Origin of the sequence: Burkholderia sp. WTPI3 (assembly GCF_021483755.1) — a bacterium.
Taxonomy (GTDB): Bacteria; Pseudomonadota; Gammaproteobacteria; order Burkholderiales; family Burkholderiaceae; genus Burkholderia.
On the sequence record NZ_JAGIXF010000004.1, the window covers coordinates 25,832 to 52,240 of the forward strand.

A 26,409-nucleotide genomic window follows, 5' to 3' on the forward strand; every position below is an offset into this window, starting at 1 on the left:
GCGCTGCGTTTCTACAGCTTGGGCGAAGATCGAAATTACACACGGCTAAAGCCCCAGGAAATCGAGCCGGACGTCATCCGGTCTCGTATTCATCGAACTCGAAGGGAATGCGCGGCGCCAGGCGCCACGGCATTCCGGCTTTCATGCGACGCACCTTCAAACCAGCACGTCGGCAAACGCGAATTCCGTCCGCATTTGCGTCGCGTCGTACACGACAGCCCCGCCCGATGCCGAACCGGATGGCCGCCAACCCGCACCCGGAATGGCCGCCTCATTTCTTCCGCTCCTGAACTTACACGTCGTTTCGAGTGGCTCTGTTACCAAAAAGTAAGCCCCGAATCATTCAATTACGCCGCCGACGAAACTCGCGAAACCGCGCTTTGAAGACTGTCGTTTGATTATCTACGACGATTCCCGTTCGTCGGTGGTAAATCTAACCTTTCCTCACGATTGACGTCTCTCATTGCCAACATACGTCGCCTAAATATACACAAAACCCTGCTAGCCATACGGTTTGGCGGGCAATGGCTCCGGGCCGGTCGCCCTAATATGGCGACGGTCGCATCCTTCGCCGCGCCGTCTGTTACATCGCCGTTACGATCCGGCCGGCAGAGACGGCTCAGGTACGCAGCGCGGCAGCGCCGCGCCGGTCGTCCGGATGGTCCGCTTCGTCCGTATCGACGCCTGGTTCGCCGTCCGCATCCCCATCCGCGGGCAGGCATTCCACCGGCATCGCCATCTCGTTCTGCAATGCGGCATAACCCTCGGTCACGAAGCGCGTGAGCTCGTCGCGAAAGCGCGCGGCGCCGAAGCGCACGGCGTTGCCGCGACACGCATGCGGATCGAAGGTGCCGCGCGGCAACGCCTCGAAGCGTGCGAGCGCGTCGAGCAGTGCGTCGGCCGTCTGCGTGCGGTAGAACAGCCCCGTCGCGCGCTCGCCCGGCCATGCGCGCACCGTCTCGCAAACACCGCCCTTCCCGTATGCGATCACCGGCGTCCCGCATGCCTGTGCTTCGAGCGGCGAAATGCCGAAGTCCTCTTCCGCCGCGAACACGAACGCGCGCGCGCGTTGCAGGTGATCGTGCAGCACGTCGAACGGTTGATAGCCGAGCAGGCTGACGTTCGGCCCGGCGAGCGCACGAATCTTCTCCATGTCGGGCCCGTCGCCGATCACGACAAGACGGCGCTCGGGCGTGCGCGAAAACGCGTCGACGATCATGTCGATGCGCTTGTACGGCACGAGCCGCGACGCAGTCAGGTAAAACGGCTCCTTGTCGGTACGCAGCGACAGGTGGTCGACGTCGACCGGCGGATAGATCACCGTCGAGTCGCGCCGGTAAACCTTGCGGATGCGTCGCGCGATGAAGCGCGAGTTCGCGATCACGCCGTCGACGCCATTGGCCGAACGCGCATCCCAGTTGCGGATGTAGTGCAGCAGCGCACGCGCGAGCACCGACTTCGGTCCGCGCGCGAGGCCGGCCTCGTCCAGATACTGATGCTGCAGATCCCACGCATAGCGCACCGGCGAATGCACGTAGCTCGCATGGAACTGGTCGGGTCCGCTCAACACGCCTTTCGCGACCGCATACGAACTCGACAGCACGACATCGTAGCCCGACAGGTCAAACTGCTCGATCGCCAGCGGAAAGAGCGGCAGATAGCTGCGGTAGTGCTTGCGCGCGAACGGCAGCTTCTGGATGAAGGAGGTGTGGACGTCGTGACCGCGCAGACACGCGCGATCCTCGAGAAAATCGACAAGACTGTAGACGTCAGCCTGCGGAAAGCAGTCGATCATCTGTTCGAGCACGCGTTCGGCGCCGCCCTGCACGACCAGCCAGTCGTGAACGATCGCAATCTTCAAGTACCGCCTCCCCGGATTCTCATTCACGTTCGCGTCGGGCAGACCGTGCATCGCGCCGGCTGCTCCAACCCGCCCATTATGAAAAGGCGGTCGCGGCACCGATGTGTGCTACCACACACTGTCCTGCTCTTTCCCGGCATGCGTCGCACGCACTGTTGCGGCGCACGCATGACCGAAAGCCTGAGTGCGCTTTCGAACAGACCGGCGTGCGGCTTGTCAGCATCATGTCTTCAGCCGTGACGTCCTGAACGAACGCGTCCATGCGACACGGCCTGCTGAGGGCATCACGCGAGGACGGCATCATGGAATGGCATTGTTGTGAATTCGAACATCTGAGCTCGGTCGATCTGTATGCGATCCTGCGCGCGCGCAACGCGGTGCTGGTCGTCGAGGATGCCCACACGCATCTCGACATCGACGGAAAGGACGCCGACGCCCTGCACATCTTTGCGCGCGTACGCAACGGCGGCACTGTGGAAATCGCGGCCTACGCGCGCCTCTTGCCGGGCGACGACATCGATCCGGAAGTCGTGATCGACAAGGTTCTCACGAGCGAGGCCTGTCGCGACGACGATACGCTCGAACGGTTGATCGAACGCGCGCTCACCGCCGCGCACGCTGCATGGCCGGAGGTCGCCGTGCGTACGCATGTACCGGCGCCGCGTCACGCGTTCTATAAACGCTTCGGATTCCGCAAGGCCTACGGACCGTATCTGGAACAGGGCACGCCGTTCATCGGCCTGATCCGCCCGGTGGACCGTACCGCCGGAGCACTGCGCAACCTGCTGTCCCGGGTCGCATCGGCGCCGCACGGGCCCGACACCGACAGCCGCGCGCACAACCGACTTCCCACCGATACCGGAGTCAATCGATGACCCCCACCCTTCTCCCGGTTCCGGAACCCGACCTGCCGCGCATTCTGCCCGTGATCCTTGCCGGCGGCTCGGGCACACGGCTCTGGCCGCTGTCGCGCGAGTGCCATCCGAAGCAGTTGATCGAACTGATCTCGAACGAATCGCCGCTGTCTGCGACGGCACGCCGCCTGAACGGCATCAGCAACGCGTCGCTCGGCGATACGCTGCTGCTGGTCTGCGGCGAACAGCATCGCATCATGAGTGCCGCGCAGGTCGCCGGCCGCGCGGCGCCGCCGCGCATCCTGCTCGAGCCGGCCGCGCGCAACACTGCGCCGGCGCTCACGCTCGCGGCGCTCGATACGAGCGCGCTCGACGAAGATCCGGTGCTCGCGGTGATGCCGGCCGACCACATCATCAGCGATGTCGCGGCCTTCCAGGACGCGATCGGGCGCGCGGCGCGCTACGCGCAGGAAGGCGCGATCGTCACGCTCGGCGTGTTGCCGCGTCGCGCGGAAACGGGCTACGGCTACATCCAGGTCGGCGCGCAACGCACCGGCCACCTCGGCGGACAAGGCGGCTACTCGATCGGCCGCTTCGTCGAGAAACCCGACGTCGCGCTCGCCGAGCGCTACCTGCATTCGGGCGATTACTGGTGGAACAGCGGGATCTTCGTCACGCGCGCGTCGGTCTGGCTGAAGGCGATCCGCGCGCTCGCGCCGGCCATCCACGCCGCGTGCGAGGCCGCCTGGCGCGCGGGCGTCGCCGAGGAATCGTTCTTCCGGGTCGATGCGGCGGCCTTCGACACGTGCCCGTCCGACTCGATCGACTATGCCGTGATGGAACGCCTGACCGACCACCCCGAGCTCGGCATCGAGGGCATCGTGGTGCCGCTCGCGGCCGGCTGGTCGGACATCGGCACCTGGGACGCGATCTGGGAAATCATGCCGAAAGACGATCAGGGCAACGTCGCGCGCGGTCCGATCGTGTTCGAGGACACGCAGGACAGTTTCGTCCGCTCCGAGGGCCGGCTCATCGCCTGCGTCGGCATGAAGGACGTCGTCGTGATCGAGACGGCCGATGCCGTGCTGGTGGCGAACAAGCACGACGTGCAGCGCGTGAAGAACATCGTCGAGCGCCTGAAGATCGACAGGCTCCCGCAAGCCAGCGAACATCGCAAGGTCCAGCGGCCGTGGGGGCATTACGACTCGATCGATCTCGGCGAGCGCTTCCAGGTGAAGCGGATCGTCGTCGAGCCGGGCAGGCAGTTGTCGCTGCAGATGCACTATCACCGCGCCGAACACTGGATCGTCGTGCGCGGCACGGCGAAGGTGACGCGCGGCGACGAGACATTCCTGCTCAGCGAGAACGAATCGACGTACATCGCGGTCGGCGAAGTGCATCGACTCGAGAACCCGGGCAGGATTCCGCTCGAAATCATCGAGGTGCAATCGGGCAACTATCTCGGCGAGGACGACATCGTCCGCTTCGACGATCAGTACGGCCGCACCGTCGTCCAGACGCTGCCGCCGAAGCCGGCGACCGCACGCGCCGCGCGCGAGCCGCGCGACGAAGGAGCGGAGCGCGAGACCGTCCGGTGAGCGCGCGCCGGGCACGCCTGTGTGCTCGGCATACCGCCGCACTGCCTCTCGCGCACGTGGTCAGTCGATCCCGCGTTGGGACCACCGCGGCCGCCTGAGCGACTCGCGTACACGCGGCAGCAGCGACGCATCCGCGCCGATCGCATCGGCCGTAGCCGACAGCGGCTGGCGCGCCGGGGCACACGATACGCCTGTCGCCTGGTCCGCCGCGCAACCTGGCGCGGGACCGATGCGCACCGGCATTCCGCCGATCTCCGACAACTGATTGTGTTCGAGCCGGACGTCCGACACGTTTCCCCACAAGCGAATACCGTCGAACCGCGCATGCGACACGCGGTTGCCGATCACGGCCACCCGCGTGACCGAACCGGACCACGTGCTGACGTCGATCGCAGCCTGCTGCGTGAGCGGACGCGGATCGACCCGGCCCGTCGCGGTCTGGATGTCGGTAATCACGTTGTTCTCGACCCGGACGTCGGACGCGCCGAAAGTCCGGCTGCTGTCCTCCTGCGCGACGAGAATCCCGGCACTCACCTGCACGTTGCGCACGATGTTCTTCGAAATGGTGACGTTTTCGCCGCCGACCACCGTGATGCCGCGTCCCCACGGGTTGCCCTCCAGCGAGTTGCCGGTAATCAGCACGTTGCCGCTCGGCACGCCGTCCTCGCGATAGCTCACCACGGCGATCATGTCGTCGCCGGTGCCGCGCACGACGTTGCCGCGCACGAGCACGTTGCGCGAACCATGCGTGATGTGGATGCCGTCGGCCAGCGTCGACATCACCTCGTTGCCGACGATCGCGACGTCCGTTGCACCGAACACGAAGATGCCGCCGCCACCGCCGTCTATCACGTTGTCGAGCACCTGCACGTCGCGCCCCGTCACTTCGATCTTCGTCGACTCCGGATTCATGAGGCGCGTCGTACCGGTTCCCGTCAGCCGGAATCCGACGATCGTCGTGCCGTCGCCGCGCATTTCGATCGTCTGATCGTCGGGAACGGTGGCGTTCAACATCGCACCATAGCCGGACACGATGACGCGGGGCTGTCGTACGATCAGCGACCGGCTGACCGTGTACCGCCCCGGTGTAAACACGAGCCGCTGGCCCGGCTGCAACGCATCGAGTGCGCGTTGCAACGCGTCGGTCTGATCGGCCGCGTCGGATGCGGGGTGAACGTATGCGTCGGGGAAGTTCGCGGAAGGTGCTGCAGGTGCGGACGTTCCGGACGCCGCCACGGCGAGCGCCGGCCACGACACGCCACCGGCCGTCAACATGACGACCAGTACCGCACACGTAGCGGGCAGACATCGCAATCTGTGCATATCGAGTCGTTCCCCCGGGTCAGAAGATGGCCGCCGCGCCACGATTCCCGTGTTGCGCGAATCGGCGGCAGCCCATCACGTCCGCCAGTCGCGGGACAGCCCACGGCCCGTTGGAACAAGCGAAACGATGCGCCTGATTAGAGCATTCGATCCGGCAGGCTTCGGTGCGCCAGCAGACTTGCATCGAACTCGGCGGGCCGTTGCGCCGGGTAAGACGGGCGAATCCGCGAATGGTAGGTTCGCGAACAGAGTCTGCGTTGTAGCGCGCCTATCATGAGCCGCTATCCGACGTGACGCGAATGGCGATGGGTCCAGGCGCCTGCATGCCGGGCAAATCGCTGCCGGCCGCCGATTCCGGGTTGTCGCGAATGCGCATGCGGCGCCGTGTGCTTTCGGCGGGCGATTGTGCTCACCGGCCCGCGCATGCCGAAGCCGATTGCCTGTGCGTCGACCCATACGGTCGGAGCCGTAGAAGTGCCGGGCAGACGCGAGCCGCCGCTGCCACCCGATATCACGCACGTTTCCGGGCGATGCCGCACGCATGCCCCCATCGGCAACCGGATCGTCCGAACACAGCCTGCCCGAAGGTGCTCATGACAGACCTGACGATTGCCATCTGCAACTACAACCATGGCGCATACCTGCGCACCGCCATCGATTCCGCGCTGGGACAAACGGTCCAGGACATCCACGTACTGGTGATCGACGACGGCTCCACCGACGACTCACGCGACATCATCCGCTCGTACGGCGAGCGCATCACGGCAATCTTCCAGACGAACGGCGGCCAGGTCGCCGCGTACAACAGCGCGATCGAGCAGGTCGCGACACCGTACGTGCTGCTGCTCGACGCGGACGACCTGCTGTACGCCGACGCGGCTGCCCGCGTGCTCGACGCGTTCGCATCCGGCAAGTTCGTGAAGGTGCATTTCCGGCTCGACGTGGTGGCTCCGGATGGGATGCCGACCGGCGCCACCGTGCCGCAATCGATCGTCGACACGGATTGCGGGCGCCTGCTGCGCAAGGGCTGGCTGTATCCGTCACCGCCGGCGTCGGGCAACGCGTACCGGACCGATGCCCTCAAGCGCATCTTTCCCGTGCCGGTCACGGCAGACAACCTGCACGGCGCCGATTTCTACGCGATCTACGGAATCGCGCTGCTGGGCGACGTCCACATGATCGATGCAACGCTGGGCGGCTACCGCGTGCATCGGCCGGCGTCGTCGGGCCTGGCACTGGCCAATTCGGAAGACGCGGCCACGGGCGCGCTGAAGGCGCGGCGTCGCTGGGCCACGCTGCGCACGCTGGCAGGCACGCGGCTGCACGAATCGCTACCGATCGCGCCGTTCGACTTCGCGATCGAGAAGGCCCGTTTCGCGAGCACGCTCTATCGCGCGCCATTCGCGCGCCGCTGGCGCTGGTTCCTGTGCGAATCGGGCGGCTACTGGCACACCGTGCTGCGCAATCCGTTCTGGCGTCCATTCAAGAAAATCGTCGTTGCCGGGCTGTCGCTCGCGTGCCTGTTGCCGTCGACGACACTCAGCGACCGCGCGATCCGCTATCTCGCCAATCCGCTTGCCCGGGTACGCGGGCAGTCCGATCGACGGGCCAGCGCGCGTTGAACGTCGTCGCGCGCGGCGGATAGCGTTCCGGTACGAATCAAGCGGGACCGCTCCGGTGCCCTCATGTCGTCTGCGCGCGAATCGCCTGGTCGCGCCCGGGCCATGCGGGAAACCCGGCCATGCCGGCGATGCCCATGCGCAACGCGACCAGATAGGCAGCCATCGGGATCGCGACGCCGACGAGCGTGCCGAGAGCAAGGTGAATTACGAGATTCGTCATGCCGGCGCGCATCAGCACGATGCGCACGCAGGCCATCGCCAGAATATGCATCAGGTAGATCGGCATCGACGCATAGCCGACCATCGCCAGCCAGCCAGTATGCGCGGGAAACGACGCGTGCCGGTATGCCAGCTGCAGCAGCAACGCGATGCCCGCGAATGCGGCAGGAATGGCCCAGACGCTCGTGGCACTGCCCTGACCGTGCGCAAATGCGATCGCCGCGACGAACATCGCCGCGGTCACCGCACTCACCCATGGTTGGCTGTAGCGCTCGAGCCAGCCCGGCAATGCACGGGATGCAACGATGCCGGCCACGAAGAACGGCCAGTTCATCAGCGTCGTCGACAGGATGCCCCACTGCGTCGTCGCGCCGATCGCAAGCGCCAGCACCGCGCTTGCAAGCAGCCCGCCGCGCGTGCGAGCAGACATCGGCACGCGCGTGAGCGTCGGCACATGGCGTCCGATCAGCCACACCGCGAGCATGCAGAGCATCAACGCATACAGGAACCAGAACTGCGCGAACGGCCGCCAGCCGATCGCGAGCAGGTCGTCCCGCGTAAACGGATGATTGCTGCCGTGCGACGACATCGCGATCTGCACGCCGCCTTGCAGAACGGACCAGAGCAGATACGGATAGGCGATCGTCCTGATCTTCGCGCCGATGAACCGCTCCGGCGCGCGACGCAGCGAGCTGCATACGTGCAATCCGGACAGGAAGAAGAACAGCGGCATGTGGAACGTATAGATCACATAGTCGCTCCACGCGAGCAAGGTCGTGGGCAGGCCCGCCGGTACGAGATCCGATCCGACGGCGCCACGCAGCACGTGGCCGTAGACGACAAGAATGATCCCTGCGCCGCGTGCCGCGTCGAGGGTGGTTTCGCGTGCAGTCATGTCTGTTCGATGCGCGGCTTCGTCGAAGCCCGCGCGTCGGCAACGAGTGAGGATCGCTACACAGTAGCCACGCTTGCCCGGAAGAACAGTGGGCTGGACGACAGTTAGACGATATCGGAACCTGCCCGCACCGTCGCGACACGCGAGCGCGCCGACGCAACAGGCCGCGCTCGTTTCGAGAACCATTGGAATACGACGATCAGCAGCACGACCGGCACGAAATTCCGCCCGCTGAACAGATTCGGAATCCGTAGTATCTCCAGAAGAGACACGTAAAGCACGGCGTGCGCGCAGCACCAGAAGCCGTTGCCGCTTCGCCAGCCCGCGTAGCCACGCCCGAATACCCAGCCGGAAAACGCCGCATTCAGCAAGCCGAACCAGCCCCACTCGTAGAAGTGGACGAAGATCCCCGACGGATTGTTGAATTCCGGGTCGGCATAGCTGTTCAGGAACAGGTCGAGCCGGTCGCCCGAGTCGAGCCACGGCTGCACCATCGAGCCGACCACCGGAAAATGCAGCAGCCAGTCGAACGTGAACATCGGGTGACCGCTGTCCCAGCCGAGCACGCTCAGGATCCCCGCACCGTTGTTCAGCGACGTCGAGTAGTACAGGCCCAGGCGTTCGAGCGCGAAATCGAAGATGTTGTCGTAGATATTGATGTAGTAGGTTTCCCACGACCGGTTGTACTCGTTCGCGATGAACAGCCCGAGCAGCAGCGGAATCGCGGCATACGGCCCGAGCGTCAGCAGCCGCGAGCGCGAACCCGGACGGCCGAAGCGGAACCGGACCACCATCAGCGCGAAGGGCAACACCACTTCGATGATCGCGAGCCGTTCCGCGAAGATGAAGCTGCGCAGCAGCGTCAGCACGGTGAGCACGGCCAGATAGATCTTGTAGCGGTTCAGCCCCTTGACCGGCGTCCTGAATACGTAGAAATAGAGCGCGACGAACGGCGCGGTCGCCTGCGTGAACGTGCTCAGACCCGTCACGCGCCCTTTCAGTTCGATCAGCTCGAACGTGTTGGCCGTGCCGCGCAGATACGACACCAGGATGGCCGGATGCGTGAGAATGCCGCTCATCATGACGAGGTAGCCGAACAGCGCGAGCGCGAACACGAAATCGAGCATGCGCGGCGACAGCTCGACCGGCTCGTCGGCCGGGATGCGCGGGGCCGGTGCGTCGTTCGACGCGAACCAGGCGGCCGCCATCAGCACCAGCAGGAACAGCGCACCGACAATCGCGTAATAGCCGTCGAAATAGATGCGCGCGATCGACTTCTGGTCGCCCAGCAAGCCGATCGACAGCATCCCGTACAGCGGCAGGATGAAGATCAGCACGAGCCGCGCAGGATCCTCCCACCAGTAGGCCTGATACCCGGCCGCACGCGCGGCGCGCGCCGCCGCGGCCCGGCGGGCGGGCCCGGTCTGTCGTCGCTGCGTACGCAAGCCGGCTGCCGGCCGATTGTTCATGACGCCCATTCCATCCTTTCGATGCGCGGATCGCGCGAAGCCGCCGGAGCGACGCATGCGCCGCTCAGCGCGCCGGCGGTCGCGCCGCCATCGCGTCGGCGTAGCCCGACATCGCCTGATGCGTGCTCGCGTCGTTGTATCCGTAGTCGTATCGCCCCGGCACGCCCTTGAAGTCGTTCAGGATCACGCCGCGCACGGCGATATGCGCATGCTCGAGCCGTCGTGCGCTTTCGTCGAGCTCCGTGCGCGTGGTCACGTCGCTGCGCGCGACGAGGAACACGGTGCCCGCCAGGCGCCCAAGCAGCAACGCATCGGCGACCGGCAGCAGCGGCGGCCCGTCGATCACGACCATGTCGTACTGCAACGCGGCCTGCTCGACCAGCGCCGCGAACGTCGGCTGCAGCAGCAGTTCGCCCGGATCGGGAACGACGCTGCCCATCGGCAGGAAATCCAGGCCGGGCGTCACGCCGTGGCGGATCGCCTCGTCGATGCCGTGCGTGCCGGCCACCACGTCCGACAGGCCCGGCGCGCGACTGTAGCGGAACCGTTCGTGCAGCGATCCCTTGCGCAGATCCGCGTCGATCAGCAACGTCCGTCGCCGCGCCGCGCCCATCAACGACGCAAGATTGCCGGCAACGAACGACTTGCCCACGCCCGTCGTCGGCCCCGAGATCAGCACGACGGCGTTCGGCGCGTCGCGCATCGACAGTTGCAGCTCGGTGCGGAAATGGCGCAGGCTTTCAAGCGCGACGTCCTGCGCCGCGACGGTCGGCACCGGTGCGCGTGCGCTGCTCGCGCCGCGCTTTGCACGCGCACTGATTTGCGCGTGCGCCGGGCTGTGCGGCACCGTTGCGAACACGGGCAAGCCGGTCGACCATTCGATTTCGTCAGCGTCGCCCACCGTGCCGGCGATACGCTGGCGCACGACCACAATCGCGGCGCCTGCCAGCAAGCCGACGATCAGCGACGCGACGACGATCATCCCGCGATGCGGCCCGATCGGCACCTCCGCCACCTTCGCGACGTCGACGATCCGCACGGTGCCGGTCTTGCTCGCCCGGGCCAGGATCATCTGCTGGCGCGTGTTGAGCAGGTTCGTGTACAACGCGGTATCGACGGCCACGTCGCGCTGCAACTGCAGCACGCCCTGCTCGACGGCCGGCAACTGCTCGATCTGCTTGCGCGTCGCATCGAGCGAACGCTGTGCGTCGGCGAGCTGCGCATCCACCGCCTCGACCGCCGGATGCTTCGGCATGAAGCGCGTCAGCAACTCCTCGCGCCGCTGCTGCAATGTCTGCACGCGCGTCTCGATGTCGACCGACTGCTGGCGCAACGCCAGCGCCTCGTCGCTCGTGTTGACCGTACCGTGCGACGCACGGTATGCGTTGAAGCGGCTCTCGGCCGTTTCGAGCTGCGCCTTCAACTGCGGCAGCTGCGCATCCATGAAGCGGATCAGCTTGTCGGCCGCTTCCGACTTGCGCTGCGTGTTCTGCGCGAGGTATGCATCGCCGATCGCATTCAGCACGCGGCTGTCGTGCACGGGATCGGTGCCGTCGAGCGTCACGCCGATCATGTTCGACTGCTTGCCGCGCTCCGAAATCAGCGCGTTCTTCTGCAGCCAGGTCGTCGCCTCCTCGTCGCCGTAGCGCGTCAGGTCGAAGCGCGCACCGGGCTTGCCCGCCACGTCGCGCACGAACAGGTCGATCGTCCCCTGCGGCGTTTCGACGTGCAGCGGCTGGCCGACCCGGCCCTGCCATACCGGCCCCGTCCTGCCGAAGAAGCCGGTGCGCTGCAGCGTATACGCGCCGTCATCGCCGAGCGTCAGCGCGAAGCGCTTGTCGAGCAATCGCTTCGATACGTCGAAGGTCGGCACGTCGATGCGCTCGGTGCCATAGACGTAACCGCCCGGCAGCGGCGACGACAAACCGTCGGCCGCGCTCACGAGCCGCCAGCCGACGATCGGCAGGTAGTGCGGCCGGACGTTCACGGGCAGGTTGGTACTGTCGACCGCGCGCGCCATCACCGCGCGGGATTTCAGCACCTCGATCTCCGTCGATGCGTCGGTCTTCAGATCGAATACCGACGACGGATCGCCGGTCGGCGCCGTCGGTTTCGAATCGGTCGGACTCTGCTCGACCTGGAACAGGATGTCGGATCGGTAGACCGGCGCGGCGCACAGCGCATACATGGCGCCGACGACCGCACCGGCGAGTGCCGTGCAGAGGATCAGCCGCCGGCTGCCGTACAGCATGCGCCAGTAGCGGCGAACCGGCGAGGACGGGCGCAAGGCGGCTCCGTCGAACGGGTCGGGCAAGGTCGAAGAAGTCATACAGCATCAGTCCCGTAGGGCGCGACGCACGGTCGCGATCACGAATTCGCCGCGAAGGTCACGGCGAAATCGCCTTGGCCGTCAGCGCGCCTTGCGCGGAGGACGGAATCAGCAGGTTGACGACACGGCTCCAGCGCACCAGCGACGACGAATCGACGAACACGACGTCGCGCCGCTCGAGCGGGAACTGGTCGGCCAGCGCGAACGACGCGGGCGAACTTCCGTCGAGGTGATAAACCTGCGGACGGTTGCCCGGGCCGCGACGCACGACGAACACCTGCCGTGCGTCCGACGTGTACTGGCTCACGCCGCCGGTGTCGCCGAGCGCCTCGCCGAGGCTCATCCGGCCGTCGGTCAGCGTCAGCGTCGCCGGACGCGACACCTCGCCGAGCACGAACACCTTCGCGTCGCTCGCCGCGCGCACGCGCACGAGGTCGCCGTCGCGCAGCAGGATGTTCGACGGGTTCACGCCCGCGGCGATCAGTGCCGGCAGGCTCACGTTCACGGTCTTGTCGCCGCGCGTCACCGACACCTGCGAGCGGTCGGCCGTCGCGGTGAAGCCGCCCGCGCGGTCGATCGCCTCGGGCAGCGTCATCGGCAGGTCGTTGACGATCTGCAGCCCGGGCGAGCGCACTTCGCCGTCGAGATACACACGCTTGCTGCGGTAGGCCTGCACGCGCAGCGAGAGTTGCGGCTTGCGCACGTATTCGCCGAGCCGTCTCGTCATCAGCGCGCTCGCCTGTGCCTCGGTGAGCCCGGCCACGTGCACGAGGCCGGCATACGCGAATTGCACGTTGCCATTCGCGTCGACCGTGTAGCCCGTCGCAACCGAGCTGGCGCCGACACCGTCGCCGCCCGCGCCGCCGCCCGTCATCTGGGTCGTGGGCAGGTTCAGTTCCGGGTGATCCCACACGATGATGCCGAGCACGTCGCCGGGACCGATCGTGTACGGATGCGGCTTGCCGAACAGCTGGCGGATTTCGGCATCGGCATTGACGCCTTGCGGCACGCCATGTTGCTGCGCGACGAGTGCCGGCGTGATCTCGATCAGATCCTCGCTCGACACGTTCTGCACGCCGTCGAGGCCGCCGGAACCCGATGCGTCGGCGCTGACGCGCGCATTCGCATCGCGTTCGGCCGGCCCCCGATACGTCATGCCCGGCGACAACGCACACGCACTCAATGCGCATGCAGCCGCGATGATCGCCATGAGCGACAGCCACGGCGCGCGACGGACGGCGGCCGTCTGCGGCCATCGCGTCCCGAGCGTCGATCTCTTTTGCGTGGTGGTTGACATTCGTGCCTTTCCGAAACTGTGCGGTAACCCGCCGAACCCGACCGGTTCCCGCATTACGCTTGGCAGCGCGGCTCGCATTGCAGTGCCGCGCCTCCCTCTTCACCGCACGTCACTCCGTACGATTCGTCATGAACAGTCCTTCGCCGCTTTCGTCTCTCGTCTGCATCGTGTCGGCCTGCCTTGCCGGTGCCGCCCCCGCGCAGACGCCGCCCGCCGCTCCGGCCGACGCGCCGGTCTCCGCATCGTCGACGCTGTCCGCGCCGCCCGTGCTGCAACGTTCGGCGCAAACCGCCGCGCCAGGGGCTGCTGCGGAGTCCGACACACCTGCATCCGATGTCGCGGCGCCGGGCTTCGCGTTTCCGCTTGCCGCCACCCGTGCCGCGGCACAACCCGAATCGCGCCCTCGCAGTGCACTGCGCCGACCGCTCGTGGCAAACCGGCCGCACCGCCCGCAAGCCGCGAGCGCACCGGCCACGGATGCATGGAGCGCCGACACGCTCTACTCGTCGCCCTACGCGAAATCCCCGTACGAGCAACCCGGCCCTCCGGACTGACGCCTGTGGCGGTCATGCCCTCGCATGACCGCCCGTGCGTCCATACCGGATTGGACACCACGCCGACTCGCGCGTTTGTGAGCGACCCCACCGAACGCCCATCTCCCTCCCGATCGGGATCGCGCCCGACATCACGACCGGCCGACCGACACCCCTGCGTACGACTGCCCGGCCGCCTCCGGCGCGGCCTGAGCGGCGACGCGCGCGACCGGCCAGTCCGACTCGCGTGCCAGCGCCTGCATGCACAAATCGATCACAACGTCCGTGCCCACCGCGCCGTACACCGCGTGGTCGACCTGCGCATCGAGGTGCAAGCGCACGTGGCGTGAGCGCCGGAATGCGTGCTCGATTGCGCCGAAGTGACGCCGGACGTCGTCGATGCCGGGATCCAGCGCGCCGTACACGAGCATCGTCCATACGTTGCGCTGCGCGAGTTCTCGCATCACCCCGCGCGGCGTGTCAATGCGCGGCTTCCAGCCGACGCGCGCCGCGATTTCCATCACCGGCACGCTGACGCGCGCAACGGCATTCGCCGCCACCGCGCGCACGATCGGCCGAAAATCGCGCCGCTCCAGCACGAATCGTTTCCACTTCCGCCAGTCGCGTACCGAGAGCCAGTACCCGCGCACCGAGTTGTTCCGCTGCTTCTGCACGGCTTCGAGCGAGAGCCCGGCCGGCCATACGAAGCGGGCGAGATTGACCGCGATCACGCCGCCGAGCGACGGCGTCTTCACCGCAGCATGCAGCGCCGCGTATGCGCCGGAACAGATGCCGGTTGCGACCACTTCCGGATAGCCGAGCGCGCGAAGCCAGTCCGCGGCGGCGGCCACGTCGTCGACCGATTGCGTCGAGTACACGACGCCCGACTGATCGTCCAGCGCAACACGCCCGCTGTCGCCGACCCCCTGCACGTCGATCCGCAGCGTCGTCACGCCGACGCGCGCGAGCGCGCGGGCGAAGCGCACGCTGAAACGCCCTTCGCCGCTGCGTGGATTCGTCGATGTGTTCGCGATCACGACCGCCGGGCCGACCGGCTCGGCCGGCCGCGTGTCCGCGGGACGGCACAGCACGCCGACCAGCCGGGCCGGGCCGACCGCGACGACCTGCTCGGTCATGTCGTTCATGTCGAGCGCGACGGCCGATTCGCCGTTCCACGCCGGATCCGCGTGCAAGCGCGCCTCGTCGGCAGCCGGCGTGCTCGGCGAGCGTTCGACGATCCAGTTCACGACCGTGTCGATCGCCGTCAGCGGCAGGCGCGAGCGGGTGCCGTCGAGCATCGTCGTCGGCCACTCGCGAAACGGTTCGCTCGTCACGTTCACGCCGCGCCCGAGCAGCGCGTCGTGCAATGCCGGCCCGTCGCCCTGGTCGGGCTGGATCAGCAGCATCGCGCCCGGCAGCGTCGGCGCATCGCGCACCACGTCGCACAGATCGACCGCCTTCAGCGCGTCGACCAGATCGTTCGGGATGCGATGACCGAGCACGTTCATGCACGGTTCGTCGCGGTGCGCGGCGCGAATCGCGGGCGACGTGGTGTCGAGCCACTGGCGATGCACGAACGACAGCTCGCGCAGGTAGGCGCGGCCTCGCACGACCGGCGCCAGCGCGACCAGCGCGTCGACGCGCGGCGGCGGATGCGGACCCACGCCCGCGGCGGCCAGCATCGCGAACAGCGCGCCCGCGCGGATTCCGACGAGCGTGAGTCCGGTCACGCCGATTTCGTCACGCAACAGGTCGATCGCATCGTGAATGCTGCCGATGGTGGCGGCATGCCGGCCGGCTTCACGGTCGTCGCCCGCCGAGTCGCCGGTACACGGATAGTTGAATCGCATCACCGTGACGCCCTCGCGAGCCAGGCGCTCGGCGATCGCCCGCACCAGCTTGTGCGTCCACGAAGCCTCGTGACCCAGCGATTCGCACAGGATCACGCCTTGTCTCGTCTGTCCCTCGTGCAGCCACCCTACGCAGCCGCCAAACGTTATCGGCTTCAATCGGTACTCCTCGGATCGGTATTTGTTATCGGATACGCGTACGCGTACGCGTTCCGGCTTCATCGGAACGGGCGGCACCGCCGCTCATGCGACTGCCGGACGAACGCATGGCAGCACGGCAACGGATAGCCGCCGCGCCCCTGCGCGGCCCGCCTGCCCTGCTTCATGCGCTCGCCGTCCTGCTCATGCAGTGCGGAAGCGTCTTGTCTTGCGCACCCGTGCGTGCCCCGGCCATAGCCGTCGCCGTGCACGCTGTCCGTCATGAACGAGAACGGTGCGTTGATTAGATCATCTGGCCCGAGCGGGCTTCGGTGCGCCAGCTTACAAATGTATTCCTTACTGTCGCGACACAACGGCGTACTTGCCGACACGATTGCCTCCGCGCGCACGCACGGAATCGACGAAAGGTAGGCTCGCGAACAAAGGCGCACCCGTCGGCCCGTATCATGACCGCCAGACGATGTGGCCGTGCCCGGCGTCGCCGGACGAAAACCGGCGCCCGCCGGCGCGGGCCGCAAACCCGCGCAGCCGCGTCAGGCCGGCCGGCTGCGCGAGCGCACGGCGGCCCCGATCCGCCTCATGCGACACCCACGGCGCCGACCGAGCGAATGTCAAACCTCAAGAAGAACTTCCTGCTGCTGCTGACGCTGCAGATTTCGATGTATGCGGTGCCGCTGCTGATCGCACCGCTGCTTACCCATGCGCTGGGTCCGGAAGGCTACGGGCAGCTCGCGTTCTCGCTTGCCGTCATCGCGTATCTCACCAACTGCACGAGCTACAGCTTCGACCTGACCGCCACGCCGCGCATCGCGCTCGCCCGCGACAACCGCGCAGAACGCTCGCGCATCTTCTGGGCGACGCTGTACGCGCAGATCGGCATCGCGGTGCTCTGTTTCATCGTGCTGGTCGTACTGACGCTCGTGGTCCGGCGCTTCGGCGACGATCGCGACCTGCTGCTGATCGGTTTCGGCATGGTGGCTGGCGTCGCGTTCACGCCGGGCTGGTATTTCCAGGGAATGGAGAAGCTGCGCGCGTTGAGCGTGATCCTGTTCGTCGGGCGCATCGTGAGCCTGCCCGCGATGTTCGCGCTCGTGCACAGCCCGGCCGACATCGACCGGGCGATGATCGTCAACGCCGCCGTTCCGACGCTGTCCGCGGTTGCGCTCGCCGTCTACCTGTTTTTACATCGCGAAGTCGACTTCGTGCGCGTTGGTTTCGACGACATTGCCGAATCGTTGAAAGGCGGCTGGCAGGTTTTTCTCGCATCGACGTCGATCGCCTTCTACGCGTCGACCAACACCGTGCTGCTCGGTTTCGTGTCGGGCAACGTCGCGGCCGGCTATTTCGCCGCCGGCGACAAGCTGATCCGCGCCGCGCTCAGCATGCTTCAGCCGCTGAAGGCCGCCACCTATCCACGCATCAACTATCTGATGCGGCATGCGCGCAACGACGCGTTCTCGTTCCTGCGCAAGCTGTTCGTCGTGCAGGTCGTGATGGTGCTCGGCATCTCGCTCGCGATCTTCTTCGGTGCGCCGCTCGCCGTGCGCATCCTGTACGGCCCGTCGTACGAGCCGACGGTCCAGGTGCTGCGCTGGATGGCGTTCGTCCCGTTCATGGCCGGCATGACCGACCTGTTCGGCGTGCAGACGATGCTGCCGCTCGGAATGAAGTCCGCATTCACGCGCATCCTGATGTCGTCCGGCATCGTGAACATCGTGCTGGTGCCGGTGCTTGCAAAGTACTTCGCCGAACTGGGCGCGGCCGCTGCCGTGTTGCTGGCCGAGGCCGCGGTCGCCGCCGCGCTCGCGACCGTCGTCTATCGCGCCGGCATTCCGCTGCCCGGCAGTCCCGCCGCGCGACGCGCATAGCACCGGCCCGCATTCGATGCGCATGCAACGAGCGTGGCATGCGCATGCGCTTGCCCGTTGCCTGCCGCTCCTCTCGTCGCCCGCCTCCGAACGCTTGCACGCAGGTACTTCTTACTCTGCTGCGCACGCACATCGGGAACGATGACCGCGTTTTTCCCACGTCGCGCCACCCCGACGAATAAAGATCGTACGTATCGGTAGAAACACCGATGCTGTAGTCAAACTACATTCGTACGATTAGTCGCTGCAGAGAATCGCCACATCCGATTCGGTAGTGTCGGGCGGTCCGCGTCGCCGTCCGCATGGTTCGATCGGGCCCAACCGGCCGTAACGATTCCCCGCCTGACCTGGCATGCCGACGCGCAACCACCCTGCATCGCCAGCCGAATGCGTTCGATGCGAATCCATCGGACCTGCGCAGCTCCAGACATCATTCGAACAACCGGCAATACGATCATGGAGAACAACATGCGGGACACACTCTGGCCGGCCGCCGTGCTGGCAGCGACCCTCTGCACCAGCGTCTACGCGGGCAACACCGATTTCAATTCACAGGGCGACGCCGCCGACGCATTCGCGTCGTCCGCCGCGCAGCGGCGCGCCGACCTGCTCGTGCGCAAGATGACGCTCGACGAGAAACTTCAGTTCATCCATTCGCAATACGAAATGTCTCAAGTGCCGGGCGGCGGTGCCGGCTATATCCAGGGCGTGCCGCGGCTCGGCATTCCCGACCTGAACATGGCCGACTCGTCGACCGGCTCCGGCAGCACGTCGCTCGCCAGCACGACCTTCCCCGCGACGATCGCGGTGGCCGCGAGCTGGGATCGCCGGCTGTCGTACGACTACGGCAAGCAGATCGCGATCCAGTTGCGCGCACAAGGGTTCGGCATGGGCCTGGGCGGAGGCACCAACCTCGCGCGCGAACCGCGCGGCGGCAGGCTGTTCGAGTATCTCGGCGAGGATCCGCTGCTTGCCGGCGATCTGCTCGCCGAACGCACGCTCGGCACGCAGCGGCAGAAGGTCATCGCGACCATCAAGCACTACGCGGGCAACGAGCAGGAACATGGCCGGATGGGCGGCAACAGCCAGATCGACGAACGCACGCTGCGCGAGCTCTACCTGCTGCCGTTCGAGATCGCCGCGAAGCGCGGGCAACCCGGCAGCGTGATGTGTAGCTACAACCGCCTGAACGGCGCGTATGCATGCGAGAACAATCACCTGCTCAACGACGTGCTGAAGAACGAATGGGGCTTCCAGGGCCAGGTGCAGTCCGACTGGGGTGCGACGCACAGCACCGCGGCCGCGATCAACGCGGGACTCGACGAGGAAGAGGACGTCGGCTCGACCGTCTACCTGACGCCTGCCGCCGTCAAGCAGGCGATCGCGAACGGCTCGGTGTCGACCGCGCGCCTCGACGACATGGTGCGCCGCAAGCTGGCCGTAATGATCCGCGTCGGCGTGATGGACGATCCGGCCAAGGGCGGCGGCACCATCGATTTCACCGCCGCGAACCGGTTCGCGCAGGGTGTCGCCGAGCAGTCGATCGTACTGCTGAAGAACGACGGCAACCAGTTGCCGCTCGCGGCTTCCGCGCTGTCGCGCATCGCGGTGATCGGCGGTCATGCCGACGCCGCCGTGCTGTCCGGCGGCGGCTCGGGCAATACGCGCGATCCGGTCACCGGCTCGTTCGCGGGCTGCGGCGGCCTCACGTTCGGGTCGTCGACGGGCTGCAGCTGGTGGCGCAATCCGTGGCTCAAGGTCGACGTGCCGATCGTCGCTGCGATCCGCGCGCTCGCGCCGGCTGCACAAGTCACGTTCGCCGGCAACAGCGATCAGCAGTCGCCGTTTCGCGCGTACACGCAGCAGGAGATCGACCAGGCTGCGGCGCTTGCAGGCCGCTCGGACGTCGCGATCGTCGTGGTCGCGCAGCCGGCCGGCGAGGATTTCGGCGATCTCCAGAGCCTGAGCCTCGCGAATCCGTCGAATCAGGATGCGCTCGTCGAAGCCGTGGCGCGTGCGAACCCGCACACGATCGTCGTCGTCGAGAGCGGCAATCCCGTGCTGATGCCGTGGAAGGACAACGTATCGGCGATCGTCGACGCGTGGTATCCGGGCGAAGCCGGCGGCAAGGCAATCGCGAACGTGCTGTTCGGCGCGGTCAATCCGTCCGGCAAACTGCCCGTCACGTTCCCGGCGCGCGACCAGGATACGCCGACGTGGGGGCAAAACGGCACGTTCGAGAACGATCCCGTCTACACGGAGAAGCTCGACATGGGGTACCGCTGGTACGACGCGCGCAACATCAAGCCAATGTTCGAATTCGGCTACGGGCTGTCGTACACGCATTTCGCGTATTCGGGACTGTCGGTGTCGCGGCAACGGGACGGCTCGCTGAGCGTCGCGTTTACCGTGCGCAATGACGGCCGTGTCGCGGGCGCGGAAACGCCGCAGGTCTATCTCGGCGTGCCGTACAAGGACGAACCGCCAAAGCGGCTGGTCGGCTGGGACAAGATCCGGCTGAATCCGGGCGAGGCGCGGCACGTGCACGTGACCGTTTCGCCGCGGATGCAGAGCGTGTGGGACACGTCGCGCAACGGCTGGAAGATCGTGCCGGGCGGGACGGTGTATGTCGGCGCGTCGTCGCGCGATATCCGGCTGCAGGGTAGCTGAACAAGCGGTGACGGGATACCGGGCGTCGGGCGAGACATCGCTCGGCGCCCGGCCCGGCGGGACTGCGATTTCCGTGACGAATGATGCCCCGGCGGACGACGCAACGTTCGCCGGTTGTTTCCGGATAGCGAACGCAATGTTCGCGCATCGCATCGAGCCGACTCACTATAATTTCGTCGATCGATGCCGACGGTGTCGCTTCATCGAAAAGCGATTTCGCCTTTTGATCAGGAATGCGATTCGTCATCGGCGATGTCGCACCGCATCGATACGACGAATCTGCGCAGATACCGAGTCACGGCATCCTGAGTCCGCCGCGAATTGTCCGGACGTCCCTCTCCCAATCCCCGTCGCCAGTTCACCCCGGCACAACGCGATCGAACGCTTCGAGCGCCCCCGAACCTCCATTCGCTACGGAAAGCCGGGGGTCTGATAGCGGCCGGAACGCCGACATCGCTGCCCGACGATCCACTCGTTGCCGCGGCGACGGCGTGCACACGCAAGCCATTCGTCGCGCGCGTTTTCACGCCCGGTGCCCCCCGGCGACCCAACGGCGTCGAGTACCTGGGCGCACGTCCCTGTAAAATTCCACTGCGACCCGCTGGTCGCGTCATTCAGGCGCCGCGACGGACGCAATCCCGGCACGCTCGCCGCCCATCGACAGCTCGTGGCACAGGAGCTTCTATCTCCTTGATTTTTATACATTTACCGTTTCCCGGAACATGACTTACTCGCTCGCCACCACGTACATCCGGGAACTCGAAATCCGCAAGAGCCGCTTCATCGCGCACGCGATTCCCGTCGAGGACCGCGACGCCGCGATGCACGCGCTGCAACGCCTGCGCGACGAGCATCCGACAGCCACCCACGTGTGCTGGGCGCTGCTCGCGGGCGGTCAGTCGGGCATGTCGGACGACGGCGAACCGTCGGGCACCGCCGGCCGGCCGATCCTCGAAGTGCTGCGCCATCACGATCTGGACGGCGTACTCGGCGCGGTCGTCCGCTACTACGGCGGCGTGAAGCTCGGCGCCGGCGGCCTGGTGCGCGCTTATACCGACGCGATCGCGTCGGCGCTGCTCGATGCCGAGCGCGTCGAGCGCATTCGCTACACGCGATTCGCGATCGAAATCGGCTACCCCGACGAAGCGCGGGTGCGCCGCTGGATGGAACAGGCGGGTTACGAACTGGTGGACAGCGCTTACGGGATGACGGTGAAGCTGGTGATCAAGCTGCCCGAAACGGCCGAGGCAGCCGCGAAAGCCGAGCTGTTCGACCTAACACAGGGGCGCTCGGGCTTCCCCGATCTGTAGTCGGGCGCGCCGCGTTGCACGGCGCGCATCTCCGGCCGGCCCTGCCGGCCTCATCCGCTCAATAAACGTCCGGCACGATCATGTCGTCCGGCACCGGACGACGGATGTAGTCCTCGTGGTGCTCGCGCTGCGGCAAGTCGATGGTCGAACGCGGCACGTCGTGATACGGCACCTGGTCCAGCAGATGGCGAATGCAGTTCAGCCGCGCGCGCTTCTTGTCGACGGCCTGCACGACCCACCACGGCGCATCGGCGATATGCGTGCGCTGCAGCATTTCTTCCTTCGCAGCCGTATAGGCCTCCCAGCGGCGGCGGCTCTCGAGGTCCATCGGGCTCAGTTTCCACTGCTTCAGCGGATCCTCGATCCGGCTCTGGAAGCGCCGTTCCTGCTCGTGATCGGTGATCGAGAACCAGTACTTGACGATCTGGATCCCGCTGCGCACGAGCATCTTTTCGAACTCGGGAACCGAGCGGAAAAACTCCTCGTACTCGTCGTCGGTGCAGAAATTCATCACACGCTCGACGCCCGCGCGGTTGTACCAGCTGCGGTCGAACAGCACGATCTCGCCGCCGGCCGGCAGATGCGCGACGTAGCGCTGGAAATACCACTGCGTGCGCTCGCGGTTGTTCGGCGCGGGCAGCGCCGCCACCCGGCACACGCGCGGGTTCAGCCGCTGCGTGATGCGCTTGATCGCGCCGCCCTTGCCCGCCGCGTCGCGCCCCTCGAAAATGACGACGAGCCGGTGCCCCGTGGCCACGACCCAGTCCTGCAGCTTCACGAGTTCGCCCTGCAGCCGGAACAGCTCGCGGAAATACTGTTTGCGCGCGGCGCGCCGCTCCTGCGAAAACAGCAGGTCGTCGCCGTCGTCGAAGCGGCGATCGTCGAGTTCCATCTCGAGCTCTTCGTCGTACGCGTCAACGAGATCCTCCTCGAAACGGCGCTGTCGCGCTTCGAGCGATGCCATATCGGTAAGGTTGTCGATCTCGGTGCGGGTAGTGTTGTCGCCCATGGGGCCTCCTTCCTTCAGTTGACGCAGCCAAACTACGCCATTATCCCAGCGTCGCGCGTCAAATTGATGAAACGGCCTGCGCGAACCCCGCCGGGAGCGCAACCGGCGCTGGTCGCACGGCGGGAACGGTTGGCCGGACGGGCCGGACCACTCGGGCGCGATGCCCGCACGGTCGAAACATCGTCCCGGCCCGCCGCCGCGGATCCACGATCGCCCGGCGGCTAGCGACATATGCCCGGCGGCGAACCGAACCCGGGCCTTGAAGCGGGTCCGCGGCGTTCGGAAGCCGCCCCGCCCGTCCAGCGGGTTCAGGTCCTCGGCCGGGAATGCGACGGCCGGGACCGGCAGCCTCTTGCCGCGATACGTACCGGACCTCCAGACCGGCTGGCTGGCTCGAATACGGCGCGTTGATGGCCGCGCATCCGCACGCTGACTACAGCACGATGTCCGACATGCCGAATCAGTTGCGCAACGCCTCGAGCATCGCGAAAAATCTGTCCGTCGCGCCATGTCGATGCGCGCAAACTTCGTTTGAAAACCCTGCCCATCCAGCCCGACGAGAAGCCGCTGAGCGAGACAGAAAATTTTCGGCGAATACAACTCACCGGCCGACTGCAATCGAGTGTCACAGGCCACTCGAAAACACCCCGACTTCTAGTTGCGCACACAACCTTCTCCCGAAATGCCGTTTGCGCGCCGTGCGCTTCGCCGCTTCGAAGCAACGCACATGTCACGGCATCACACCCTGCAAACTCACCCCGCCCCTGCGCCATCGCACCGCGCAATTCGCAGACCCGGCCGCACACTGCCCGCCCTCACGGCCTTCACGCCGTGCAGGGGTATACGTGGTGTTGCATCCAGAAAGAACTTTGCATAGAGTGCATCCCATCGATTCCGGCGGACAAAGACGTCCCACGATCGTGCGCAGCCCGGGTCCGTTAGCCCGTGCCGTGCCGGCCGCCCCGCAAGCGGCCACCCTATCCGCATTCCCGTTATCCGACAGCGTTGTCGGGTGAACGGACCGGCAAAGAAGCCCTTGCCTCGCTCGTCGAGGCAAGGGCTTTTTTTTGTCCTTCGAAAACGTACTTCCTCATCCGAATCAGGAGCACACCATGCGTCATGGCGATATTTCCAGCAGCAACGACTCCGTCGGCGTCGCCGTCGTCCAGTACAAGATGCCGCGCCTGCACACGCGCGCCGAGGTCATCGCAAACGCACGCGAGATTGCCGAGCGCGTGGTCGGCATCAAGCGCGGCCTGCCCGGCATGGACCTCATCGTGTTCCCCGAGTATTCGACGCACGGGATCATGTACGACGCGAAGGAGATGTACGACACGGCATCGACCGTACCTGGCGAGGAAACCGACATCTTCGCGGCCGCGTGCCGCAAGGCGAACGTGTGGGGCGTGTTCTCGCTGACCGGCGAGCGTCACGAGGAGCATCCGGACAAGGCGCCGTACAACACGCTCGTGCTGATCAACAACCAGGGCGAAATCGTGCAGAAGTACCGCAAGATCATGCCGTGGGTACCGGTCGAAGGCTGGTATCCGGGCAACTGCACGTACGTCGCCGATGGCCCGAAGGGACTCAAGATCAGCCTGATCATCTGCGACGACGGCAACTACCCGGAAATCTGGCGCGACTGCGTGATGCGCGGCGCCGAGCTGGTCGTGCGCTGCCAGGGCTACATGTACCCGGCGAAGGATCAACAGGTGCTGGTGTCGAAAGCGATGGCGTTCATGAACAACTGCTACGTCGCGGTCGCGAATGCGTCAGGCTTCGACGGCGTGTACTCGTATTTCGGCCACTCGGCGATCGTCGGCTTCGACGGCCGCACGCTCGGCGAATGCGGCGAAGAGGAAAACGGCGTGCAGTACGCGGAGCTGTCGGTGAGCCTGATCCGCGACGCGCGCCGCAACATGCAGTCGCAGAACCACCTGTACAAGTTGCTGCATCGCGGCTACACCGGCAAGATCGGTTCCGGCGAATCGCCGAACGGCGTCGCGCAATGCCCGTTCGAGTTCTACGCGAACTGGGTGAACGACCCGGACGGCACGCGCCAGGCTGTCGAGCGCCTCACGCGCGCGACGCCCGGCACGCCGGAATGCCCGATCGAGGGCATCCCGGCCGAAGCGCCTGCGCACCGCTGAGCACGCAGCCTCTGCCCGGCCGTTCGCGTCATGCGCGCGAACGGCTCCGCCTCTTTCTGGAGCCCTCATCATGCTCGGTGTCGCTCTCTTCTTCATCGGCGCGGTGCTGGTCGTCAACGGCGTCGCGCTCACCGGCCGCATCGAACCGCGCGATGCGGCCGGCCTGAACCTGCTCGTCGGGCTGCTCGCGCTGCTGATCAACCTCGCCGGCCTCGTGCAGGCATCCGCGCCGCCGCAGTATTTCTCGAGCGCGGGCGGCCTGCTGTTCGCGTTCACGTACCTGTATCTCGCCGCCGTCCAGTGGCGCGGGCTGCAAGGCGCGGGCCTCGGCTGGTATTGCCTGTTCGTCGCGATCAGCGCGCTCGTCTATGCGGGCACGTCGCACGACCTGCGTTTCGGCGCGATGTGGCTGCTGTGGTCGAGCCTGTGGTTCCTGTTCTTCGTCGCGCTGGGGCTTAAGCGCCGCGTGCGTTTCCTGCCCGGCTACACGATCGCGATCGGCGTCGGCACTTGCTGGCTGCCCGGGATGCTGATGATGACGGGGAGGTGGTGATGAGCGCACGCGATACGCCGCTCGCCGCCGATCCGCTCGCCGGCCACCGCATCGCCGATGCACCGTTCTACCAGCCGGCCGGCGCCGAACCCGACTGGTTCGAGACGGCCTGCCGCCATCATCTGCCGGTGCTGCTGAAAGGGCCGACCGGCTGCGGCAAGACCCGCTTCGTCGAATACATGGCGTGGCGCATGGGCCTGCCGCTGATCCAGGTCGCGTGCAACGACGACACGTCGGCGGCCGACCTGACCGGCCGGCACCTGCTCGACGCCGACGGCACCTACTGGGCCGACGGGCCGCTCACGCTCGCGGCGCGCCACGGCGCGATCTGCTATCTCGACGAGATCGTCGAGGCACGCCCGGACGCGACCGTCGTGATCCATCCGCTCACCGACTCGCGGCGCGTGCTGCCGCTCGACCGGCTCGGTGAGGTCGTGCACGCACATCCGGATTTCCATCTGGTGATCTCGTACAACCCGGGCTATCACGGCGACCACCGGCGGCTGAAACCGTCGACACGCCAGCGCTTCGTCGCGATCGACTTCGGCTATCCGGACGCCGAACATGAAGCCGATGTCGTCGTGCGCGAAAGCGGCGCCGACCGGGACACCGCGCGTCGGCTCGTCGATCTCGCGCAGCGCACCCGTGCGCTCGCCGGCGACGGACTCGACGAAGGCGCATCGACGCGGTTGCTCGTGCATGCGGCCCGGTTGATCGTCGCGGGGCTTGCGCCGCTCGATGCGTGCCGGATCGCGATCAGCGATGCGGCAACCGACGACGCCGACACGCGCGCCGCGTTGCAGACGATGGCCGCCGCGCACTTCGCGACATGAGCGCCGA

The 26,409-nt window shown here is 66.5% G+C and carries 18 protein-coding genes; 10 read left to right on the plus strand and 8 right to left on the minus strand.

Annotated elements, in window-relative coordinates; translation table 11 throughout:
* Positions 1-619 precede the first annotated feature (619 nt).
* Positions 620-1,861 carry a glycosyltransferase family 4 protein gene (locus J7024_RS03440; RefSeq protein ID WP_175750549.1) on the minus strand — a complete coding sequence of 414 codons (1,242 nt, stop codon included), beginning with the start codon at positions 1,859-1,861 and terminating at the stop codon, positions 620-622.
* Positions 1,862-2,163: 302 nt separating this feature from the next.
* Here J7024_RS03440 and J7024_RS03445 point away from each other — a divergent pair, with 302 nt between their 5' ends.
* Both J7024_RS03445 and J7024_RS03450 read left to right on the plus strand, forming a co-directional pair.
* A complete protein-coding gene (locus J7024_RS03445) occupies positions 2,164-2,736 on the plus strand; it encodes a drug:proton antiporter (protein WP_124826148.1) in 573 nt (190 codons plus the stop codon).
* Positions 2,733-4,313 carry a mannose-1-phosphate guanylyltransferase/mannose-6-phosphate isomerase gene (locus J7024_RS03450; protein WP_124897132.1) on the plus strand — a complete coding sequence of 527 codons (1,581 nt, stop codon included), beginning with the start codon at positions 2,733-2,735 and terminating at the stop codon, positions 4,311-4,313. The genes J7024_RS03445 and J7024_RS03450 overlap by 4 nt, the downstream gene beginning before the upstream one ends.
* A gap of 60 nt (positions 4,314-4,373) precedes the next feature.
* Here the strand turns inward: J7024_RS03450 and J7024_RS03455 are convergent, their stop codons facing one another.
* Entirely contained in the window at positions 4,374-5,636 is a 1,263-nt protein-coding gene (locus J7024_RS03455; RefSeq protein ID WP_124826150.1) for a right-handed parallel beta-helix repeat-containing protein, read from the minus strand.
* Positions 5,637-6,229: 593 nt separating this feature from the next.
* Between J7024_RS03455 and J7024_RS03460 the strand changes: the two genes are divergently transcribed.
* Positions 6,230-7,258 (plus strand): glycosyltransferase family 2 protein, encoded by a 1,029-nt coding sequence (locus J7024_RS03460; protein WP_234744793.1) that lies wholly within the window; start codon positions 6,230-6,232, stop codon positions 7,256-7,258.
* A 61-nt stretch (positions 7,259-7,319) separates the two neighbouring features.
* On the opposite strand, the gene J7024_RS03465 is transcribed toward J7024_RS03460, so the two are convergent.
* From J7024_RS03465 to J7024_RS03480, 4 genes are all read right to left on the minus strand, one after another.
* Positions 7,320-8,372 (minus strand): acyltransferase family protein, encoded by a 1,053-nt coding sequence (locus J7024_RS03465; protein WP_124826152.1) that lies wholly within the window; start codon positions 8,370-8,372, stop codon positions 7,320-7,322.
* A gap of 104 nt (positions 8,373-8,476) precedes the next feature.
* Positions 8,477-9,841: an oligosaccharide repeat unit polymerase gene (locus J7024_RS03470; RefSeq protein WP_234744794.1), complete on the minus strand. Its 1,365-nt coding sequence runs from the start codon at positions 9,839-9,841 to the stop codon at positions 8,477-8,479.
* A gap of 64 nt (positions 9,842-9,905) precedes the next feature.
* Complete coding sequence (locus J7024_RS03475) at positions 9,906-12,170, minus strand: polysaccharide biosynthesis tyrosine autokinase (protein WP_124826154.1); 2,265 nt, start codon at positions 12,168-12,170, stop codon at positions 9,906-9,908.
* A 58-nt stretch (positions 12,171-12,228) separates the two neighbouring features.
* The gene (locus tag J7024_RS03480) at positions 12,229-13,467 is read right to left on the minus strand and encodes a polysaccharide biosynthesis/export family protein (RefSeq protein WP_124826155.1); all 1,239 of its coding nucleotides are present in this window, start codon (positions 13,465-13,467) and stop codon (positions 12,229-12,231) included.
* A gap of 128 nt (positions 13,468-13,595) precedes the next feature.
* Here J7024_RS03480 and J7024_RS03485 point away from each other — a divergent pair, with 128 nt between their 5' ends.
* Entirely contained in the window at positions 13,596-14,021 is a 426-nt protein-coding gene (locus J7024_RS03485; protein ID WP_175750546.1) for a hypothetical protein, read from the plus strand.
* A gap of 131 nt (positions 14,022-14,152) precedes the next feature.
* Here the strand turns inward: J7024_RS03485 and J7024_RS03490 are convergent, their stop codons facing one another.
* Positions 14,153-16,009, minus strand: a complete 1,857-nt coding sequence (locus tag J7024_RS03490; RefSeq protein WP_124826156.1) for an alpha/beta hydrolase — start codon at positions 16,007-16,009, stop codon at positions 14,153-14,155.
* Between the two features lie 608 nt (positions 16,010-16,617).
* Here J7024_RS03490 and J7024_RS03495 point away from each other — a divergent pair.
* From J7024_RS03495 to J7024_RS03505, 3 genes are all read left to right on the plus strand, one after another.
* Complete coding sequence (locus J7024_RS03495; RefSeq protein ID WP_124826157.1) at positions 16,618-17,877, plus strand: oligosaccharide flippase family protein; 1,260 nt, start codon at positions 16,618-16,620, stop codon at positions 17,875-17,877.
* Between the two features lie 468 nt (positions 17,878-18,345).
* On the plus strand, positions 18,346-20,547 hold the full coding sequence (locus J7024_RS03500) for a glycoside hydrolase family 3 C-terminal domain-containing protein (protein WP_175786678.1): 2,202 nt from the start codon (positions 18,346-18,348) through the stop codon (positions 20,545-20,547).
* A 722-nt stretch (positions 20,548-21,269) separates the two neighbouring features.
* A complete protein-coding gene (locus J7024_RS03505) occupies positions 21,270-21,857 on the plus strand; it encodes an IMPACT family protein (RefSeq protein WP_124826159.1) in 588 nt (195 codons plus the stop codon).
* A 58-nt stretch (positions 21,858-21,915) separates the two neighbouring features.
* Here the strand turns inward: J7024_RS03505 and ppk2 are convergent, their stop codons facing one another.
* On the minus strand, positions 21,916-22,866 hold the full coding sequence (ppk2, locus tag J7024_RS03510) for a polyphosphate kinase 2 (RefSeq protein ID WP_124826160.1): 951 nt from the start codon (positions 22,864-22,866) through the stop codon (positions 21,916-21,918).
* 1,112 nt (positions 22,867-23,978) lie between these two features.
* Here ppk2 and J7024_RS03515 point away from each other — a divergent pair.
* From J7024_RS03515 to J7024_RS03525, 3 genes are all read left to right on the plus strand, one after another.
* Positions 23,979-25,016 carry an aliphatic amidase gene (locus tag J7024_RS03515; protein WP_124826161.1) on the plus strand — a complete coding sequence of 346 codons (1,038 nt, stop codon included), beginning with the start codon at positions 23,979-23,981 and terminating at the stop codon, positions 25,014-25,016.
* Between the two features lie 70 nt (positions 25,017-25,086).
* Complete coding sequence (locus tag J7024_RS03520; RefSeq protein WP_096499012.1) at positions 25,087-25,569, plus strand: AmiS/UreI family transporter; 483 nt, start codon at positions 25,087-25,089, stop codon at positions 25,567-25,569.
* On the plus strand, positions 25,569-26,402 hold the full coding sequence (locus J7024_RS03525) for a CbbQ/NirQ/NorQ/GpvN family protein (RefSeq protein WP_124826162.1): 834 nt from the start codon (positions 25,569-25,571) through the stop codon (positions 26,400-26,402). The genes J7024_RS03520 and J7024_RS03525 overlap by 1 nt, the downstream gene beginning before the upstream one ends.
* The last annotated feature ends 7 nt before the right edge of the window (positions 26,403-26,409 follow it).